Source organism: Streptomyces sp. NPDC040589 (assembly GCF_055594445.1).
The window spans coordinates 128,985-146,320 of sequence record NZ_JBVIWP010000015.1; the positions used below are offsets into that span (position 1 = coordinate 128,985).

Annotated in this window: 19 protein-coding genes; 8 read left to right on the forward strand and 11 right to left on the reverse strand. The window is 72.6% G+C overall.

Annotated elements, in window-relative coordinates; all coding sequences use genetic code 11:
* Positions 1 to 5: 5 nt before the first annotated feature.
* Positions 6 to 914, reverse strand: coding sequence for a LysR family transcriptional regulator ArgP (locus tag ACZ58V_RS39725; RefSeq protein WP_468189593.1), 909 nt, complete (start codon positions 912 to 914; stop codon positions 6 to 8).
* Positions 915 to 983: 69 nt separating this feature from the next.
* On the opposite strand from ACZ58V_RS39725, the gene ACZ58V_RS39730 reads away from it, so the two are divergent.
* Together ACZ58V_RS39730 and ACZ58V_RS39735 are read left to right on the forward strand one after the other, a co-directional pair.
* The gene (locus ACZ58V_RS39730; protein ID WP_468189494.1) at positions 984 to 1,601 is read left to right on the forward strand and encodes a LysE/ArgO family amino acid transporter; all 618 of its coding nucleotides are present in this window, start codon (positions 984 to 986) and stop codon (positions 1,599 to 1,601) included.
* An 83-nt stretch (positions 1,602 to 1,684) separates the two neighbouring features.
* On the forward strand, positions 1,685 to 2,662 hold the full coding sequence (locus ACZ58V_RS39735; protein ID WP_471296124.1) for an MFS transporter: 978 nt from the start codon (positions 1,685 to 1,687) through the stop codon (positions 2,660 to 2,662).
* Positions 2,663 to 2,666: 4 nt separating this feature from the next.
* On the opposite strand, the gene ACZ58V_RS39740 is transcribed toward ACZ58V_RS39735, so the two are convergent.
* Positions 2,667 to 3,122, reverse strand: a complete 456-nt coding sequence (locus tag ACZ58V_RS39740; RefSeq protein ID WP_189725423.1) for a cyclic nucleotide-binding domain-containing protein — start codon at positions 3,120 to 3,122, stop codon at positions 2,667 to 2,669.
* Between the two features lie 528 nt (positions 3,123 to 3,650).
* Complete coding sequence (locus ACZ58V_RS39745; protein ID WP_468189498.1) at positions 3,651 to 3,872, reverse strand: hypothetical protein; 222 nt, start codon at positions 3,870 to 3,872, stop codon at positions 3,651 to 3,653.
* Between the two features lie 274 nt (positions 3,873 to 4,146).
* Here ACZ58V_RS39745 and ACZ58V_RS39750 point away from each other — a divergent pair, with 274 nt between their 5' ends.
* The 5 genes from ACZ58V_RS39750 (at position 4,147) to ACZ58V_RS39770 (ending at position 7,385) form a co-directional block, all read left to right on the forward strand.
* Entirely contained in the window at positions 4,147 to 4,581 is a 435-nt protein-coding gene (locus ACZ58V_RS39750; protein ID WP_468189500.1) for an ATP-binding protein, read from the forward strand.
* Positions 4,582 to 4,783: 202 nt separating this feature from the next.
* Positions 4,784 to 5,647 (forward strand): SigB/SigF/SigG family RNA polymerase sigma factor, encoded by an 864-nt coding sequence (locus tag ACZ58V_RS39755; RefSeq protein ID WP_468189502.1) that lies wholly within the window; start codon positions 4,784 to 4,786, stop codon positions 5,645 to 5,647.
* Positions 5,648 to 5,676: 29 nt separating this feature from the next.
* Positions 5,677 to 5,913, forward strand: coding sequence for a DUF5133 domain-containing protein (locus tag ACZ58V_RS39760; RefSeq protein WP_468189504.1), 237 nt, complete (start codon positions 5,677 to 5,679; stop codon positions 5,911 to 5,913).
* A 169-nt stretch (positions 5,914 to 6,082) separates the two neighbouring features.
* Positions 6,083 to 6,922, forward strand: coding sequence for a DUF1206 domain-containing protein (locus tag ACZ58V_RS39765; protein WP_468189506.1), 840 nt, complete (start codon positions 6,083 to 6,085; stop codon positions 6,920 to 6,922).
* 28 nt (positions 6,923 to 6,950) lie between these two features.
* Positions 6,951 to 7,385, forward strand: a complete 435-nt coding sequence (locus tag ACZ58V_RS39770) for a hypothetical protein (RefSeq protein WP_184586420.1) — start codon at positions 6,951 to 6,953, stop codon at positions 7,383 to 7,385.
* A gap of 12 nt (positions 7,386 to 7,397) precedes the next feature.
* Here the strand turns inward: ACZ58V_RS39770 and ACZ58V_RS39775 are convergent, their stop codons facing one another.
* The 8 genes from ACZ58V_RS39775 to ACZ58V_RS39810 form a co-directional block, all read right to left on the reverse strand.
* A complete protein-coding gene (locus ACZ58V_RS39775) occupies positions 7,398 to 9,641 on the reverse strand; it encodes an FUSC family protein (protein WP_468189508.1) in 2,244 nt (747 codons plus the stop codon).
* A gap of 83 nt (positions 9,642 to 9,724) precedes the next feature.
* Entirely contained in the window at positions 9,725 to 11,098 is a 1,374-nt protein-coding gene (locus ACZ58V_RS39780) for an NAD(P)/FAD-dependent oxidoreductase (RefSeq protein WP_468189511.1), read from the reverse strand.
* Between the two features lie 230 nt (positions 11,099 to 11,328).
* Complete coding sequence (locus tag ACZ58V_RS39785) at positions 11,329 to 13,059, reverse strand: PP2C family protein-serine/threonine phosphatase (protein ID WP_468189513.1); 1,731 nt, start codon at positions 13,057 to 13,059, stop codon at positions 11,329 to 11,331.
* The gene (locus ACZ58V_RS39790; RefSeq protein WP_471296128.1) at positions 13,056 to 14,267 is read right to left on the reverse strand and encodes an anti-sigma regulatory factor; all 1,212 of its coding nucleotides are present in this window, start codon (positions 14,265 to 14,267) and stop codon (positions 13,056 to 13,058) included. The genes ACZ58V_RS39785 and ACZ58V_RS39790 overlap by 4 nt, the downstream gene beginning before the upstream one ends.
* Positions 14,267 to 14,707, reverse strand: a complete 441-nt coding sequence (locus ACZ58V_RS39795; RefSeq protein ID WP_468189517.1) for an anti-sigma regulatory factor — start codon at positions 14,705 to 14,707, stop codon at positions 14,267 to 14,269. The genes ACZ58V_RS39790 and ACZ58V_RS39795 overlap by 1 nt, the downstream gene beginning before the upstream one ends.
* Complete coding sequence (locus tag ACZ58V_RS39800; protein WP_471296130.1) at positions 14,707 to 15,126, reverse strand: STAS domain-containing protein; 420 nt, start codon at positions 15,124 to 15,126, stop codon at positions 14,707 to 14,709. The genes ACZ58V_RS39795 and ACZ58V_RS39800 overlap by 1 nt, the downstream gene beginning before the upstream one ends.
* Positions 15,123 to 16,010, reverse strand: a complete 888-nt coding sequence (locus ACZ58V_RS39805; protein ID WP_468189521.1) for an STAS domain-containing protein — start codon at positions 16,008 to 16,010, stop codon at positions 15,123 to 15,125. The genes ACZ58V_RS39800 and ACZ58V_RS39805 overlap by 4 nt, the downstream gene beginning before the upstream one ends.
* Before the next feature lie 197 nt (positions 16,011 to 16,207).
* Entirely contained in the window at positions 16,208 to 16,609 is a 402-nt protein-coding gene (locus tag ACZ58V_RS39810) for an STAS domain-containing protein (protein WP_382833330.1), read from the reverse strand.
* A 344-nt stretch (positions 16,610 to 16,953) separates the two neighbouring features.
* Here ACZ58V_RS39810 and ACZ58V_RS39815 point away from each other — a divergent pair, with 344 nt between their 5' ends.
* The gene (locus ACZ58V_RS39815; protein ID WP_471296132.1) at positions 16,954 to 17,325 is read left to right on the forward strand and encodes a PRC-barrel domain containing protein; all 372 of its coding nucleotides are present in this window, start codon (positions 16,954 to 16,956) and stop codon (positions 17,323 to 17,325) included.
* Positions 17,326 to 17,336 lie beyond the last annotated feature (11 nt).

Genomic DNA, 17,336 nt, shown 5'->3' on the forward strand with positions numbered 1-17,336 from the left:
GCCCCTCAGGTGCGCAGCGCCTCCGCGGCGGTAGCCATCACCGTCTCCGCGACCTGCGCCAGCGCCGGGGAGTCGAGCTTCCACTGCTGCCAGTACAGGGGAACATCGACCGTCCGGCCCGGGGCGAGCGCCACGAGCAGGCCGGTGCGCAGCAGGGGATCCGCCTGGGCCTCGGGCACCAGACCCCAGCCCAGTCCGGCGGCCACGGCGTCGACGAATCCCTCCGACGTCGGTACGTAGTGCCGCAGCGCGCTCGCGCCGCTCCGCCCCCGGGTGAGCCGGCGGACGAAGCCGTCCTGGAAGTCGTCCCTGCGGTCGAAACACACGACGGGCACGTCGAGAAGAACCTGCTCCAGAGGGCCGCCGACGTGGCGTGCGGCGAAGTCCGGCGCTGCCACCGGGAGGTAGCGCATCCGCCCGAGGGACCGCACCGAGCAGCCCGGCACGGCGTCCGGTGACGACGTCACCGCGGCCATCACCACGCCCTCCCGCAGCAGCGCCGCCGTGTGGTCCTCGTCCTCGCGGCGCAGCTCGAAGTAGAGCCGCAGCTCCTCCGGCACACGCGTGAGCACCCCGAGGAACCAGGTGGCCAGCGAGTCCGCGTTCACCGCAACCGAGACCCGGGTCGGCTCGCCCGTACCGCTCAGGCCCAGCTCCGCGTACGCGTCGCGCTCCAGCCGCGCCACCTGGCGGGCCAGCCGCACCAGCACCTCGCCCGACTCGGTCGGCCGCACCGGCTTGGTCCGCAGCAGCAGGACCCGCCCCGTGCGCTGCTCCAGCGCCTTCACACGCTGGCTGATCGCCGACGGCGTCACATGCAGCGCGGCCGCCGCCGCGTCGAAGGTGCCCTCGTCCACGACCGCGAGCAGGGTCCGCACCTGGTCCAGCGGCAGGTCCGCCATCACAGAGGTCATCACACGCGCTAATGATACGTAAGGATCTTTAGCTGTACCGGGGGCGGGTCCGTCCGTAGCGTCAAGGCCATGACCAGCACCATCACCGCCGCAGCCGCGGGATTCGGCACCGGACTGTCCCTCATCGTCGCCATCGGCGCGCAGAACGCCTTCGTCCTGCGCCAGGGGATCCGCCGTGACGCCGTCCTCGCCGTCGTCGGCATCTGCGCCCTGTCCGACGCCGCCCTCATCACGCTCGGGGTCGGCGGCGTCGGCGCGGTGGTGGTGCGGTGGCCGGGCGCGCTGACGGCGGTCGGCTGGATCGGCGGCGCGTTCCTCCTCTGCTACGGCGCCCTGGCCGCCCGCCGGGTGATCCGGCCGGACGGCGGCGCGCTGCGGGCGGACGGGGAGGCGGCCGGATCACGCCGCCGGGCCGTGCTCACCTGCCTGGCGATGACCTGGCTCAACCCGCACGTCTACCTCGACACCGTGTTCCTGCTGGGCTCCGTCGCCGCCGACCAGGGCCCGCTGCGCTGGACGTTCGGCCTCGGCGCCGTGCTGGCCAGCCTGTGCTGGTTCACCGCCCTCGGCTTCGGTGCCCGGCTGCTCGGCCGTCACCTCGCCAAGCCCGCCGCCTGGCGCGTCATGGACGGCCTGGTCGCCGCCACCATGATCGTGCTCGGTGCCGCGCTCATCGCCGGAAGCTGAGACCTCGACTCCGGGGCGCTCGGCGGCTGGTGGGATAGTGATCCCCGGCCCGGTAGATGTAGCGAGCATCCAGGAAGCGGCGAGTGGACACGAGCGAGAGCACGACGGAAGAGCGGGATCCGGCGCCGGAGGCACCCCGGCGCCGTGGCTGGCGCCGCTGGGCCATGGACACCCGCCCCCTGCGCCGCCCCGCCTACCGGCGGCTGTGGGGCTCGACCATCGTCACGGCCGTCGGCAGCCAGCTCACCGCCGTCGCCGTGCCCAAGCAGATCTACGACATCACCGGCTCCTCGGCCTGGGTGGGCGCGGCGAGCCTGGCGGGCCTCGTGCCCCTGATCGTGTTCGCGCTGTGGGGCGGGGCGATCGCCGACAGCATGGACCGGCGCAAGCTGCTGCTGGTCACCAACAGCGGCATCGCCGTCACCTCGCTGCTGTTCTGGCTCCAGGCCTTCGCCGGTCTGGAGTCGGTCGCCGCGCTCATGGTGCTGCTCGCCATGCAGCAGGCCTTCTGGGGCCTGAACGCACCGGCCCGCACCGCCTCCATCGCCCGACTGGTCCCCGAGGACGAACTGCCCGCGGCGGGCGCCCTCGGCTCGACCGTGATGCAGACCGGCCAGGTGGCCGGCCCGCTGCTCGCCGGTGCCCTCATCCCCGTGATCGGCGGCCTGTTCTCCGGCACCTTCTCCCGGGCGCGCCGGCACGGCTGGATGGTCATCGGAGCGGTGGTCGTGTGGGGTGTGGCCGTCGCGGGCTTCGGGCTGAGCAGCAGTCTGTGGGTCGGGGTGGCGTTCCTCGCCGTGGCCGGTGTGGCCGACATGGTCTCGATGGTCTTCCGGGGAGCGATCCTGCTGTCCGCCGCCACCGACGAGATGCGCGGGCGCATGCAGGGCGTCTTCACCGTCGTCGTGGCGGGCGGCCCGCGCCTCGCCGACGTGCTGCACGGCACGGCGGGCTCCGCCTTCGGCCCCCGCACCGCCGTCACGGGCGGCGGCCTGCTGGTCGTCGCCGTGATGCTGGCCCTGGCCGCAGCGGTACCGGCGCTGCGCCGCTACCGCGTCTGATGTCTCACAGGGCCCCACGCCGGTGCAGTGTGTACTGCTCCATCAGCTTGCCCCGGGTCATCTCCAGCCGGTGCGCGAGCACCTCGGCGACCGACCGCACCAGCATCAGCCCCAGCTTGGAATCCTCCTCGCACAGCTCCAGCACGGCCGCCGCGTCGAACTCGTAGGCCCGTACGGGACTGAACGCCACCGCGCCGAAGTCCCAGGTGTGCGGCGGGAACAGCCAGGACCAGCCGAGCAGGTCGCCCGCGCCGAGGCTGGCCACGGTCACCCGTTGCAGGGAGTTGACCTCCTGGTCCAGGGAGACCGCGCCGGAGCGGATGACCCAGAAGCGATCGGCCGCGCCGCCCGCCTCGAAGATCCGGGTGTCCTCGGGGAAGGACACCTCCCGCGCGAGCGTCATCAGACGCTGCCGCTGCGGCGGAGGCAGGGCGGTCAGGAGTTTGATCGCTTTGGTCATGACGCGGAGCTCCTCGCCGGGCTGTCGACTTCCGGTGCTTTCTCCCTACGCCCATTTCAGCCGCTGGCGGGGCCTCGGGCACCTCGGCGTGCGCAACTTTCTCCGGGCATGAAAAAGCCCTGGCTGGACGGGGGAGACCAGCCAGGGCCGTTAGCGGTGATGCACGGAGGACCACGGGTTCGACTCCGGCACCACGTATGAATGAACGATAAACCATTTAAGAGCCGTGTGCGCACCCGGACCGGGTTGGGTGACCCGTTTCACGTCGGAGTCACCGCACGCTCTCGGCGACGACCCGGACCGTATTCAGCTCCGGGTCCGTGGGATCGGGGAGGTGCATGCCCGCCGCTCGGCGCCGCGCGCCTGCTGGTGCCCAGGCGGTGTGAACGACAGCTGCCCTTTGCGGCGGTACTCGTCCAGGGCTTCCAGAACCGGTGCTCGGGTGTGGTCGACTGTCATCCGCACCGGGTGCCCGGCACGTCCTCTGGCAATCGACCCCGGTCCGGCACCGGGTACGAGCCCTTCCGGTCAGTCCTCCGGACTGTGTTTGCCCGGCGTCAGGATCTCGTCCAGCACCCTGACCACCGCCTCGTAGGACATCCCTCGCACGGTCGCGTCTCTGGCCCCCTTCGGGTCGGTCGCGCCCAGTTCCTCGCTCCTGGCACGCCACGTCCGCTCCTCCCGCAACGCGCAGGTCCTCGCGCGCCGGATGCGCCGCAGCAGTTCGTCCGAGTCCACCACATCGGTCATGCACCCCGCCTACCCACGCATCGCGCCGAGATGGCACCGACCGGCGGCCGTTCGGGGGCTTTTCGACAGGAGGAGGCGGACCGGAGGTTTGCAGGTGCGGGGAGAGGTCAGCCGAAGAGAAGAGGACCGCGGCGCTCGCGAGGTGCGCGCCCCGAACGCCGCGGCAGGTTGAAGGAAGCAGCGGGCACCGTGAGCCCCAGGCGTGCCCGTGCGGACGGCCATGGAACGCGGGCCGGACCCGGCTTCCCGTCTTCACCGACCAGGGAGCTGCAGGATGTGCGACGAGCACATGATCGAATCCGTATTCGGGCCGCTCGGCGCGGACCGGGCCCGGCCGTACAAACCCGCCGAGGCGCGCCGGGCCGTGGAGCGAGCCGTGGCCGAACGCTGCCGCGCCACCCACACCCCGTGCGACGCGGACGCCCTGTCCGACGCGCTGCTCGTCGTCTCGGAGCTGACGACCAACGCGATCCTGCACGGCGGCGGCGTCACCGACTTCCAGGTCGACGTCGACGGCCCCGGCGTGCGAGTCTCGGTGAGCGACCGCAGTGACGCACTGCCCGTCACCGCGCCGCCCACCGATCCGCACGGACGGCTGCGGCACGGGGGCCACGGCTGGCCCATCGTGTGCCGGCTCTCCCGCGACATCCGCGTCTCGGACCTGCCCGCCGGCGGCAAGTGCATCACCGCCGTCGTACCCCTCGCCTGAAAACCCGGGTGCCGGCTCCCGGGCAGATTGCACAGCAAAGTGGAGTTTGTTCCACCGGGGGCAGGGCAGTCGCAATCTCGTGCTTCGGACCGGAGGCGCGCCGGCGGGAGCGGTATGACTGCCCCGGAGGCCCTCCAGGCGATCCGGGCGGTGCCCCTCCCGCGGTAGACCCTGAAATCACCGTTGTCAGGAGCGAATCCGCATGCTCATCGACACGCCCACGAACCGCCCCGGCACGTCCGGAACGACGACCACCGCCGCCCGGCGGCGGCACGACGACGCCCCGGACACCGCGGCCCTCTTCACCCGGATGGCGGAACTGGAGGAGGGTCCCGAGCGGGAGGCCGTCCGTGACGAGCTCGTCGCGCTCTGGCTGCCCATGGCCCACCGCATCGCCGGCCGCTTCCGCGACCGCGGAGAGTCGCTGGAGGATCTGAAGCAGGTCGCGGCTCTCGGGCTGGTCAAGGCCGTCGACCGGTTCGACCCGAGCCGGGGAGCCTTCGAGAGCTACGCCGTCCCCACCATCACCGGCGAGGTCAAGCGGCATTTCCGGGACCGGATGTGGGCCCTGCGGGTCCCCCGCCGGGTGCAGGAACTGCGCAACAAGGTGCGGGTGGCACGCCGCGAACTCACCCAGAACCCGGGCAGCCCCGAGCCCTCCGTGGCGGACCTCGCCGCCCGCACCGGCCTGACCGAGGAAGAGGTGAGCGCCGGGCTCGAAGCGCTGGAGAGCTTCAGCACCCTGTCGCTGGACGCCGAGCTCTCGGCCGACGACGACGGCTACAGCCTCGCGGACACCCTCGGCGCGGCGGACGCCTCCTACGACGTCGTGGTCGACCGCGAGTCCGCCAAGGAAGGCCTGCGCCGCCTGCCGGAACGCGAACGGGCCATTCTCTACATGCGCTTCTTCGAGGACATGACGCAAAGCCGCATCGCCGACCACCTCGGCATATCCCAGATGCACGTCTCCCGGCTCATCAGCCGCAGTTGCGCCCGAGTGCGCGACGAGGCCCTGGGGCAGCGGACGGGCGCCCGGGACAGCGGCAGCACCTCCACGACGGCCTGACCCCCCGACCCACGAGGAGCGAGAACCACATGCTGAGACCCCATCCCGCCGTGCTGCGCCGCCTCGTCGACGAGTACGAGGCACTGTTATCGGCCGCCCAGTCCGGAACCGCACCGGCGGAGCCCGGTCCACGGGCACGCGACCTGGCGTACACGCTGTGCGTGTCCACCGGCACCCGTGACATCGGGCGAGCCCTGGAAGCCGCACACCAGTGGCTCGCGACCGCGCCCGCACCGGCCCGGGAGACCGCAGCCCTGGCCACCTGACCACGGGCGGAACAGGGGCCCGGCCGACGGCATCAGCCGCGGCCGGGCCCCTTCGCGTACCCGCCACGGCCGGGGCACTCCTGGGCCGCCAGGCCGGAATGCGCTGGTCCGGAGGCCGGCCGGGTGTGTGGCCGCCGAGCCGGGGCATCCGGAACGCCGGGAGGCAGACATGAACACGAGTGCGCTGGCACAGACCGGACGGTTCCGAGCCCGACGGGCGGCACGGGGTTCGGTGACCGAGGGGGCGGCACGGGCGGGATTCGCCGCCCGGGGCGTGATCTATCTGCTGGTCGGCGCGCTGGCGCTGCAGATCGCCTTCGGTGACACCAAGGAGCAGGCCGACCGCGGGGGAGCCCTGGCGGCAATCTCGCAGAAGCCCTTCGGAGCGGTGCTGCTCTGGGCCCTGGGCATCGGGCTCGTCGGCATGGCCCTGTGGCGGCTGTCCGAGGTGTTCTTCGGCTCCGTCGGACAGGACGGCCGCAGCGCCCGCAAGCGGCTGATGGCAGCGGTCCGCTGCGCGTTCTACGCCTTCGTCGCCTACTCCGTGCTGTCCTTCGCGGCCAGCCGTGACCAGAGCGGCGGCGGCTCCAGCGACCAGCAGTCCCGGGACGCCACCGCCAGGGCCCTGGAGATACCCGGCGGGCAGTGGCTGGTCGGCGCGGCCGGGATCGCGATCGTCGCCGCGGGAGGGTGGATCGGCGTACGGGCGGTCCTGCGCAAGTACCACGACAAGCTCCGGCTCGGGCAGATGGGCCCCCGCACCCGGCGGCTGGTGGACGTCACCGGTGTGGCCGGCGGCGCCGCCCGCGGGCTGGTGTTCGCCGTGGCGGGTGTCTTCGCCCTCCGCGCCGCGATCGACTACGAACCCGACCAGGCCAAGGGCCTGGACGACACCCTGCGCACCTTCGCCGACACCCCCCTCGGCCCCTGGCTCCTGGTCTGCGTCGCGGCCGGGCTGGTGCTGTTCGGGGTGTTCTCCTTCGCGATGGCCCGCTGGCGACGCGTCTGAGCCGCGTCCTGCGGGGAACACGAAGCCAATGAGCGATTCCGAGATTCCGCATGGCGACGACCGGCCCGTGGACATGTACCTGGACCTCCTGCGCATCCGGATGGACACCGAGGACTACCGCCTCCTGATGCGCGTGGTGGAACCGGTCCTCGAGGCGATCGACGAGGAGCGCCTGTCCAGCCTCGACTTCGCGCTCGACTCAGGGGCCGGCGACGAACTGCCCCAAGAGGTGCGTGACGAGGTGGCCCTCGTCATCGCCACCGCCGTCACCGGCCGCCTCGACAACGAAGTGGTCGAACTCGACGTCGACGACACCGGCCCGGTCAGGATCGTCACGGACGCGACCACCGCGTCCGACCCGGACCGCCTCGGCGAGATAGCCGACTACATCAAGGAACGGCACAGGCAGACCGAGGAGCTCCGGGGCATCGCCGAGGTGAGCGGCCTGCCCACGGACTTCTGAGCGGTACCCGCCTCAGCCCCGGGGTTCCGCCACCGGCACGCCCAGCGGCCGGGCCAGGCCCACCACGGCCTCGTCCAGCCGCTCCAGATGCCGCAGCACGCGGTCGGTGATCCGGCCGTAGCGCGGTGTGCCGGCGTCGGACCCCAGCAGCGAGGCGATGCTCGGGCCCGTCTCCACCCGGGCCCCGGTGTGCTCGTCCTCGACCCGGGCCGCGATGGTCCCGATGTTGCGCACGGTACGCGCCGCGGCCCCGCGCAACCGCGGGTCCGCCGCGATCGAGGGATGCGTGGGCAGCAGCTCGGCGGTCGCCGCCAGCGTCCGCGCGTGGTACGCGCACGTCTCCAGCAGCGCCACCACGTACCGGGCCGTGTGGCGCCGGGCCCGCAGCGGCGTGACCGGGTGGGTCAGCGGCTGCGTGGCGGCCCGCAGGTCGGCCAGCGCCTGGTCCAGGTCACGCGCCTTGTCCAGCAGCTCGTCCGCGGGCCCGCCGCTGAGCTGCCCGACCGCGGCCTCGGTGACGTCCGCCAGCCGGTCGAGCACGGTGCCGAGCAACTCGTTCGTACGGCGGTCCGTCCGCACCGGCAGGACCAGCGCCGCCGCGACCACGCCGCAGGCAGCGCCGAGGGCGGTCTCCTCCACCCGCAGCACGAGCACGTCGAGGCTGTAGGTGTGCAGCAGTGTGTACAGCAGCCCCAGCATCGCCGTGACGAAGAACGACATCAGCGTGTACGACAACGGTGCCGAGTAGAACATCGCGAAGATCAGCACCAGCACCAGCGCGAACGCCGTCCAGGTGTTCTGCCCGACCAGGCCCGCCAGCACGATTCCGGCCACGACGCCGAACACCGTGCCGAGCAGCCGCCGGTAGCCCTTGACCAGGATCTCGCCCGTGGAGGCGGTGTTCAGAAAAACGATCCAGCAGGTCAGCACCGCCCAGTACCAGCGCTGTGTGGACAGCATCTCGCCGCCCACGATGGCCAGCGTCGAGCCGACGGCGACCTGCACGGCGGCGCGGGTGGTAGGCCGCCGCAGACCTGTCTCCTCCTCGGCGGCCGGCTCCTCGCCGCCCCCGTCGATCGCGGCGTCCTCGGCGTCCAGCTCCTCGCGGGAGCGGGCCGTGGCAGGGGTGTCGTCCGACTCGTCCTGCGGGCCGTCCAGCGCGATCCGCAGACCCATGACCGCGCGGGCCGCCTCGCCGATGCCCCGGAAGACATCCTGGACGGCGGCGGGCGCGGGCGGCAGGTTCTCCTCGTCCCGGTAGCCGAGAAGCCGGTTGCGTACGTGCGCCAGCGCGGTGCCCGTATCGCCGCTCCCGGCCCGCAGCACGAGGGTGCGCAGCGCCTGGAGATCCCGGCGGAGCGTGGCGGTGGCCTCGTCAGGCACCGCCGGCGCGCTCAGCGACGGCGCGGGCGCGCCCGGCAGGTGCAGGGTGAGCGTGTCGGCACGCTCGGCGCTGCGGGCGGTCAGCAACAGCAGACCGAGCCGCTCGGCGGCGATCTCCGCGTCCGCGACCCGGCGCTGCACGAGCCGCGCCACCGACTCGTCCGAGGTGCCCTCGTCCAGCTGCGCCTGGATCATCATCGCCGTCTCGTGCAGCCGCGCGGTGCCCTCGCGCACGGCGTTCAGGGCCTTGTCCATCTCGTCCCCGTCGGCGTCGAGGAGGTCGAGCTGCGCGGACACCAGCTGGGCCAGCCGGGCGCGGAAGGCCAGCCGCAGCCGCATCAGGACGCCCGTGGGCGTCGCGGGCACCACCGCGAAGCGCAGCACGGCACTGGAGCAGAACGCCACGGCCATGACGCCGCACAGCGCGGGCAGCGAGGAGACGGTGACGCCGACGAACAGGGACAGGAAGTAGATCTGGAAGCCGATCAGCCCCAGCGCGGTGCCGCGGTCGCCGAACCGGCGGCCGTAGACCGCGCAGAAGATAAGGACGACGAAGAAGATGTCACCGACGTAGAGACGCGCGTTGAGCACCGCGCCCAGGGACACGGAGGCCAGCGCCACCGGCAGGCCCAGCGCCAGCGTCACGGCCTGGGGCCCGAGCTGCTTCTCGCGGATGGCGAAGGTGGCGACCATCGCCGCCATGGCCCCCGCCACCAGCAGGTGCACATCGGCCCCGAACAGGCTGAGCACGGCCAGGGTGAGTGTGATGGCGCCGACCGTGCGCAACCCGGCCGTCAGGCGCAGCAGTCCGGGGTCGGACGCCGCGATCCGGTCCCGCAGTCCTGTCCACACCGACCGTCCTGCTGCCCTCACGCCGCCGCACTCTCTCCCGACTCACCCCAAGATCCGCGTCTCAGCATGTCATGCCGGAATCGGAAGATCCCCTTCGGCCCCGCCTAGTCCCGCCGCCCGGTCCCCTTGATGTGCTCCCGCACCTGTTCCGGCGTCAGATAGGCGTCCGTGTACTCGAAGTCCTTCAGCCGGGCGGCCCTGCGGGTCTGGAAGCCGGTCCGTACGAAGTCGTCGCCGGCGACCGCGTTGAGCAGCCAGTTCGTCATCACCCGCGTCTTGGCCACGTTGGTGCGCAGGGCCGACCAGTGGTAGCCGCGGGCGACGGCCTGGGCGGGCAGGCCGCGCAGTTCGATGCCCAGCGGCTTGGAGACCGCGTCGGTGCCGCCGAGGTCGACGACGAGCCCGAGGTCCTTGTGGACGTAACGCTGCATCGACTGTCCCCGCAGCGCCGCGATGACGTTGTCGGCCACGTGCTTGCCCTGCCGCAGGGCGTGCTGCGCGGTGGGCGGGCACATGGCGCCGTCGTCGCCCTTGGCCAGATCGGGTACGGCGGCCGAGTCGCCGAGCGCGAACACCCCGTCGTTGCCCGGCAGGTTCATCTCGGGGGCGACCGCGAGCCGTCCCTTGACCGTCTCGGCGCCGAGCGTGGCGATGAGGGGGCTGGCGACGACCCCGGCGGTCCAGATGAGCGTGCGGGTCGGGATCACCCGGCCGTCGGTGAAGGTGACCTCCTCGGGGCCCGCCTTGGCGATGGAGGTGCCCAGGGAGATCTCGATGCCCCGCCGGCGCAGGATCTCCTGCGCGCTGCTGCCGAGCTTGTCGCCGAGCTCCGGCATCAGCTTCGGCGCGATGTCGATCAGATGCCACTTGATCAGCCCCGGGTCCAGCCGCGGGTAGCGCTTCACGGCGGCGTGCGTCAGGCGCTGCAGGCAGGCCGCGGTCTCGGTGCCCGCGTAGCCGCCGCCGACCACGACGAACTGCAGCCGCGAGGCCCGCTCGTCCGGGTCCTGGCTCGCGTCGGCCAGATCCAGCTGCGAGATGACGTGGTCACGGATGTACGCCGCCTCGGCGAGCGTCTTCATCCCGAACGCGTGGTCCGTCAGACCTGGGATGTCGAAGGTACGGGTGATACTGCCGGGGGCCAGCACGATGTAGTCGTACGGCTCGTTGACGATCTGGTCGGTGATGGTGCGGATGACGCAGACCTTGGACTTCAGGTCGACGCCGATGGCCCCGCCCGGAATGATCCGCGTGCGGTACTTCTTGCTGCGGCGCAGGGAGACGGCGATCGACTGCGGCGTGAGCACGCCGGAGGCGACCTGGGGGAGCAACGGCAGGTAGAGCTGGTAGGCGAACGGCGTCACCAGCGTGACGTCGGCCTCGTCCGGGGAGAGTTTCCGTTCCAGACGGCGGACGCACTCCACGCCGGCGAAGCCTGCGCCAACCACCAGGATCCTGGGTCGTGTCACGGTGTTCATCCCTTTCTGCGGCTCCAGGCGGTCTGCCTCGAACGCCTTTCGACTGCCCCTGGATCGCTGGTTCGCACCCCTTCGATCCCACCGCGTGTCCGACCGGGACGCCAGTCGGACGCGGCAGGCAGACGAACGCGTCGATCACCACCATGCCCGTCCGGTGGCCGAAAAGCACCAGGCGGGAGTGAAGAACGCGTGCAAGGAACGGCCGGCCGGGCGCCGGTCGGAGCGCGCCGTCAGGACGCGGCGTCCCCTTGGAGATGACACAGCAACAGGCACACGTCGTCGTCGCGCTCGGAATCGCTCAGCAGCGGATGCAGGATCCGGTCCGCCGAGCCCTCCAGATCCGCGTCCAGCTCCGCGGAACGGAACCCGCCGAGCGCCGTGGCCAGCCGCTCGATGCCCGGGTCTATGCCCTGCGCGCGCCGCTCCACCAGCCCGTCCGTGTACAGCGCGAGCGTCGAGCCGGGCTCCACATGTTCCGTGTGGTCGGTGATCTCCTGGGTGAGCGGGATGCCGAGCATGGCGCCGGGTTTGGCGTCGAGCGTGCGCACGGTCCCGTCGGGCAGCCGCAGCACCGGCGGCGGATGGCCCGCGGCGGCCCAGGTCAGAGTGGGTTCGTCCGGGTGGAAGCGCGCGATGACGGCGGTGGCGTACAGGTCGGGCTGCAGATGGTGCAGGAACCGGTGCAGCCGGGTCAGCAGCCGGCCCGGGCTGTCGCCGTCGACGGCGTACGCCCGCAGCGCGGTGCGCAGCTGGCTCATCATGACGGCCGCGTGCAGCCCGTGCCCGGTCACATCGCCGATGACGGTGATGAGACCGCCGTCCCGCTGGCGGAACGCGTCGTACCAGTCACCGCCGATGTTCATCCCGTGCGTGGCGGGCAGATACCGGGCGGCCAGGCTCAGGCCCGGCGTCGTCGGCAGGTCCGTGAGCAGGGCGCGCTGCAGCGTCTCGGCGATGTCGCGGTTGTGCTCGAAGCGCCGGGCGTTGTCGATCGCGATGCTGGCCCGCCGGGTCAGCTCGATCAGCATCACCGCGTCGTCCGGGTCCCAGCGCGCACCGGGCGGCGACAGGGTCAGGACTCCCAGCGGCGCCCGCCGCGTCGGCAGCGGCACACACAGCAGCGGACGCCCGGGATCCAGCGCCGACGGCGGCTGGTCCTCGACGCCGGGCAGGCCACCGGGATGGTCGGCGGCGTACTGGGGCCGACCGGTCCGGGCCGCGACCACGGCGGCGGCCGGATGCGGCGCCGAACCCTGCCGGTCGTCCTCGTGGTCGAACAGCCAGATGTCGACGCTGCGCGCGTACTCCGGCACCAGCAGGTCCGGCAGCCGGCGGACGATCTCCTCGTGGTTGAGCGAGGCCGTCAGCACGGCACTCGCGTCCGCGAGGAACGTCAGCCTGCGGCGGGCGCTCTCCGCCTCGGTGCGGGCTCTGCGCTCGGCGGCAAAGGCCTCGCGCTGGGCCCGCCCGGCCGCGTCCAGCTCCGCGTGCAGCGCCAGGACGCCCTGGTTCGTCTGGTGCAGCTCCTCGCGGTGGAAGGAGACCAGGTCCTCCTGCTCGGTGAGCTTGTCCAGCACCACGGCCGTGTCCTCGTCGGCACCGAGCAGCGCCTCCGCGAGGGCGGCCGGGTCGTCCGCGACGGTGCCGCTCTCCCCGGCCCGGGCCGCCTCGGGGCAGGGGACCGTGACCTCCCACGGCGGCTCCCCGGCCGCGCCGGACGCGTCCGGCGACGGGGTCACCACGGCATGCAGCAGCCCCTCCTCGGCGGGGGAGCCGGCCAGGTCCGTCGTGAGCAACCAGGTGCCGCCCTTGGTGAGGCACTGGCGCAGGTGGGCGCTGAGCGCGGCGGCCAGCCTCGTCCGCTCGACGGTGGGCACACCGTACGCGGCGGCCAGGCGCGCGAGGGCGATGCGGGCGCGTGCCGCATCGGTGACGGTGGTGATCTGCCAAGTGCGCATCATGGGCGTTCCGGCGGGGTCGGAGTCAGCACGGCCACGGCGGTGTCGTCCCGCACCGGCCGGGCGGGACTGCTCGCGTCACGTATCGTCACGGCGGCCGTCACGGCCGGGTCGGCCGCGGGCAGCCCGGCGCCGGACGGCGGCGTCCAGCGGCTGGGCAGGCCGTCGGTGTGCAGGATCAGCAGCCGGTCGTCCGCCCAGTCGGCCTCCTCCTCGCGGAGGGTGCCGGGCCGGTGGACGCCGACGATGCCGGGCCGCGACAGCAGATGGCGCCAGGTGCCGTCCGTGCGCAGCCGCGCCCCCACGTTCCCGATGCCGGCGAACCGCAGCCGCCCGGCCCGCAGATCGAGCTGGGCCACGGCGACGGCCGCGCCCCGGGTGCCCTTCAGCGCGTCGTGCAGTTGCCGCAGCACCTCGGCGGGGGAGAGGTGGGCCCAGCGGTGCAGCGCCACGACCGCGGCGGACGAGGCACGAGCGGCCTCCGGACCGTGCCCCAGACCGTCCGCCAGCATCAGCGTCACCCGCTCCCCGGCCCGCACCCACGCCCAGGCGTCGCCCGAGCACTCGGCTCCGGCGTAGGGGATGTTCACGCCTCCGGCCCGCACGGAGGCGACGGGCTCGGGGCCGTCGTCCGACGGGCCGGGCCGCGCTTCACGCCAGGGGACACCGCCGGACCACCCAGGAACGGCACCACCCGGCGTGTCGGGTCCGGGCGTCCCACTCCAGCTCCCCGAGACCCCGTCGGCCCACACGCGCACGGCCGGCCCGGCGGGCGTGCCGTCAGCGCGGGGGGTGGCGCCCACGCGGGCCACCGCGACCGTGCCGCGGCCGGGCGTGCTGTGCAGGCCGAAGTCGTCGGCGAGACGCAGACACGTGCCGAGGCCCGCGCCGAGCGAGCGGGTCGTGGAGAAACCGTCGCGCAGGGCCGCGGGCACGTCGGCGATGCCCGGGCCGTGGTCGATCGCGGCGATCTGCACGACCCGGGACTCCTCACGTCCCTCCCGCAGCACGGGCGGCGCCACGACGTCGATGAGCACCTGACCTCCCCCGGCGTGCTTGAGCAGATTCGTGGCGAGCTCGGTCGCGACCAGCGCGGCGGCCGCGGTGCGCCGCTCGTCGAGGCCGGCCAGCGCGGCCGCGTCCTCCGCGGCGACCCGCGCGTCGCGCACCCGCGTCGAGTCACGCACCGGGACGTCCCACACGCGCGGCATCAGGCCTCCTCGCGCGGACGCGGCGGGTGGGCGACCCAGCAGGTCACCCGCACGGTGGTGCCGTCGCCCGGCGTGCTGTCGATCTGGAAGTCGTGCACCAGGCGCCGCGCGCCGCTCAGCCCCATCCCCAGCCCGCCGCCGGAGGTGTAGCCGTCGCTGAGCGCCCGGTCCAGGTCGGCGATGCCCGGCCCCGCGTCGGTGAAGGCCAGCCGCAGGCCCTGCGCACCCGCGCTGCTGACGTGCGTCGCCTCCATCTGCCCGCCACCGCCGTGCACGAGGGTGTTGCGGGCCAGCTCGCTGGCCGCGGTGACCAGCTTGGTCTGCGCCACCAGGCCGAAGCCGAGCAGGGCAGCGGCCTGCCGCACATGCTGTCGCACCCACACCAGGTCCAGGTCCGACCGGATGGGCAGGCAGGCCTCCACGCCCGCGGCAGTGTGCATCACGGACTCTCCTGACGCGGGCCGCCGGGACGGGTCACCGGCTTCTGATGCGCGAGGAGCTCCATGCCCGCCTCGGTACTGAGCGCGGTGCGCAGCCCCGGCAGCGTCAGCCCCAGTTCCACCAGGGTGATGGCGACCGCCGGGCGCATGCCGGCCACCACGGTCCGCGCGGCCAGCAGCTTGGCCTGCGCGGCGATCTCGGCCAGCACCCGGCCGAGGAACGAGTCGACGATCTCCACGCCGGAGATGTCGATGAGGACACCGCGCACCCCGGTACGGGAGATGGTCTCCGCGAGGTCCTGCTGGAGCTGCTGCGCCATGCTGTCGTGCAGGTGCCCCTGGAGCGTGACCAGGAGGACGTCGCCGAGCCGCAGGACCGGCACATGGCCCGTGACGGGACGGAGGTAGGCGTCGCTCACCGCTGTCCCGCACCCGCGTTCACGATGCCAGCGCCGAGCTGGTGCAGCGCGTACCCCAGCGCGTCGGCGAGGTTCGCGCGGGTGATCACGTCCAGGTCCAATCCGAGGTGGACCATGGTCTGCGCGATGGCGGGACGGATGCCGGAGACGATGCACTCGGCGCCCATCAGCCGCGCGGCGGCCACCGTCTTCATCAGGTGCTGCGCCACCAGGGAGTCGACCGTGGGCACGCCGGTGATGTCCAGGATCGCGAACCGGGCGTGCTGGTCGACCACGGCGTCCAGCAGCGTCTCCATGACCACCTGGCTGCGCGCGCTGTCGAGCGTCCCGATCAGCGGCACGGCCACGATGCCGTCCCACAGCCGGATGACGGGCGTGGCCACCTCCATCAGCTGCAGCCGCTGCCGGTCGCTGAGCGCCTCCCACTCGCTCAGCGCCGTCTGCATGGCCACCAGCCGCAGGGTGCCCATCAGCACGGTCAGCGCCGTAGAACACGCCCGCAGGTGCTCGGGCGGCGCCTGCTCCAGATCTGCGGCCAGCAGGTTCTCGATGGGCGGCCGCAGGGCGGCCAGCTCGCTGGACACCTGGGTGTTGGACAGCCCGGCACGGGAGCGGGCCGCGCCCATCCGGGCCAGCTGCTCCCGTACCCCGCTGAACCCCGCGGAGTCCGGATCCTCCACCTGGTCCGAGTCGGCCACCTGGGCCAGCGCGTCCACGACGGCCTTGCCCGCTTCCACCGCCTCGTCGCGCGAGACGGTGAACACGGTGCGGAACAGGGGCTCGTCCGCCCACCGCTGGGCGATCTGTTCCCGCCGGCGGTGCAGGAAGTCCCTGACCTCCCGGGTGGGCGTTTCGAGCTGTCCGTCCGCTTCGTGCTCCGGCACCTGGTTCTCTCCTCTTCCGCGTTGCGTCGACCGAGCCCGCTTCGGGAAACGAGAACGGCATGATCACACTTGCCGGGCGACAACTCTAACCATGCCCCGACCTCGTACGACACCGGATCCGGCGCAAGCGATCCGGTTCAGGGGAACGGCCGCCGCCGGCCGACGCGCGCGCACGGCGGAGCGAGGGCACCGGGTCTTCAGGCGCCCGCTGCCCCCGGCTCCTCGGGGGTGTCCGGCACTTCGTCGGCACGGGCCAGGGCCTCGTCCACGCTCTCCGATATGGGAACCGTGATGCTGACGCCCGTCAGGTCGAGGATGCGTCGTACGGCGGACGTCGGGCTGATGACGTGCACGCTGCCGGCGGTCTTGCGGGTCTCCTGGTACACGCGGAGGATGATGTTCATTCCCGACGAGTCCATGAAGGGGACGGACGACAGGTCGAGCAGGAAGTGCCGTCGGCCGTGGTGGAGTTGGTTGGCCAGATGGGCCTGGAACTCGGTCGCGGTGTCGACGTCCAGGTAGCCGTCGACCGTGATCAGGGCCACGTCCTCCCGGGGCAGCTCGACTTCCACGGACAGCGGGTTCTGGGCGAGGGGCACGGATACCTCCAACAAAAGCTACGGCCTGGGCTGGTCACCTCTCAGGGGTGACCGGGGTGCGGGGCGATGCCGGTCGTGGGGCGGGCTCGAATGCCGTGTCTCATGTGCCTCCCTTCGTCACCGGGCTCCGTTTTCACCGCGCCCCCGCGATTACCCCGGAAGCCGTCCTCCATTCCTCCTGACCCGAACCTCTCCGAGACCCGCCGCTCCGCTTCGTACGGTGGCAGGGGTGTGCGCCGAATGCGCGTGCGGCAGGAGGGTAATTGCTGCTGTGGAGCCGGGTGGGCGGGGACCGTCCGCCCGGGGATCCGCGATCCGCACACCGCGAAGGAGGATGGAGCAGCGTGGCCATCGACAGAATCTGGTCGTACGCGCCGGACAGCGGTCACGTCGAGGGGCAGGACCTGACCGGGTTCACCGTCGCCGCGACCGACGGCACGATCGGGCACATGGACCGCGAGGCCGCCCCGCACAGCATGCGGCACCTGGTCGTCGACACCGGAGTCTGGGTGTTCGGCCGCAGCGTGCTGGTGCCGGCCGGAGTCGTCATCGGCATCGACACACAGGCCCGGAAGATCACACTGGCCTGTACCAGGGGAGACGCGAAGGAGGCCCCCCGCTTCCAGACGGACAGCGAGACCAGGGACCGGGAGTACCTGACGGCCGTGGGCGACTACTACGACCGGCTGCCGCCACGCGAGACGGCCTCGGTCTGAGCCGGTCACGG

Coding starts and splice junctions, on each gene's coding strand:
- ACZ58V_RS39725 (WP_468189593.1), bottom strand. CDS start 914: ATGACCTCTGTGATGGCGGACCTGCCGCTGGACCAGGTGCGGACCCTG.
- ACZ58V_RS39730 (WP_468189494.1), top strand. CDS start 984: ATGACCAGCACCATCACCGCCGCAGCCGCGGGATTCGGCACCGGACTG.
- ACZ58V_RS39740 (WP_189725423.1), bottom strand. CDS start 3,122: ATGACCAAAGCGATCAAACTCCTGACCGCCCTGCCTCCGCCGCAGCGG.
- ACZ58V_RS39745 (WP_468189498.1), bottom strand. CDS start 3,872: ATGACCGATGTGGTGGACTCGGACGAACTGCTGCGGCGCATCCGGCGC.
- ACZ58V_RS39750 (WP_468189500.1), top strand. CDS start 4,147: ATGTGCGACGAGCACATGATCGAATCCGTATTCGGGCCGCTCGGCGCG.
- ACZ58V_RS39755 (WP_468189502.1), top strand. CDS start 4,784: ATGCTCATCGACACGCCCACGAACCGCCCCGGCACGTCCGGAACGACG.
- ACZ58V_RS39760 (WP_468189504.1), top strand. CDS start 5,677: ATGCTGAGACCCCATCCCGCCGTGCTGCGCCGCCTCGTCGACGAGTAC.
- ACZ58V_RS39765 (WP_468189506.1), top strand. CDS start 6,083: ATGAACACGAGTGCGCTGGCACAGACCGGACGGTTCCGAGCCCGACGG.
- ACZ58V_RS39770 (WP_184586420.1), top strand. CDS start 6,951: ATGAGCGATTCCGAGATTCCGCATGGCGACGACCGGCCCGTGGACATG.
- ACZ58V_RS39780 (WP_468189511.1), bottom strand. CDS start 11,098: ATGAACACCGTGACACGACCCAGGATCCTGGTGGTTGGCGCAGGCTTC.
- ACZ58V_RS39785 (WP_468189513.1), bottom strand. CDS start 13,059: ATGATGCGCACTTGGCAGATCACCACCGTCACCGATGCGGCACGCGCC.
- ACZ58V_RS39790 (WP_471296128.1), bottom strand. CDS start 14,267: ATGCCGCGCGTGTGGGACGTCCCGGTGCGTGACTCGACGCGGGTGCGC.
- ACZ58V_RS39795 (WP_468189517.1), bottom strand. CDS start 14,707: ATGCACACTGCCGCGGGCGTGGAGGCCTGCCTGCCCATCCGGTCGGAC.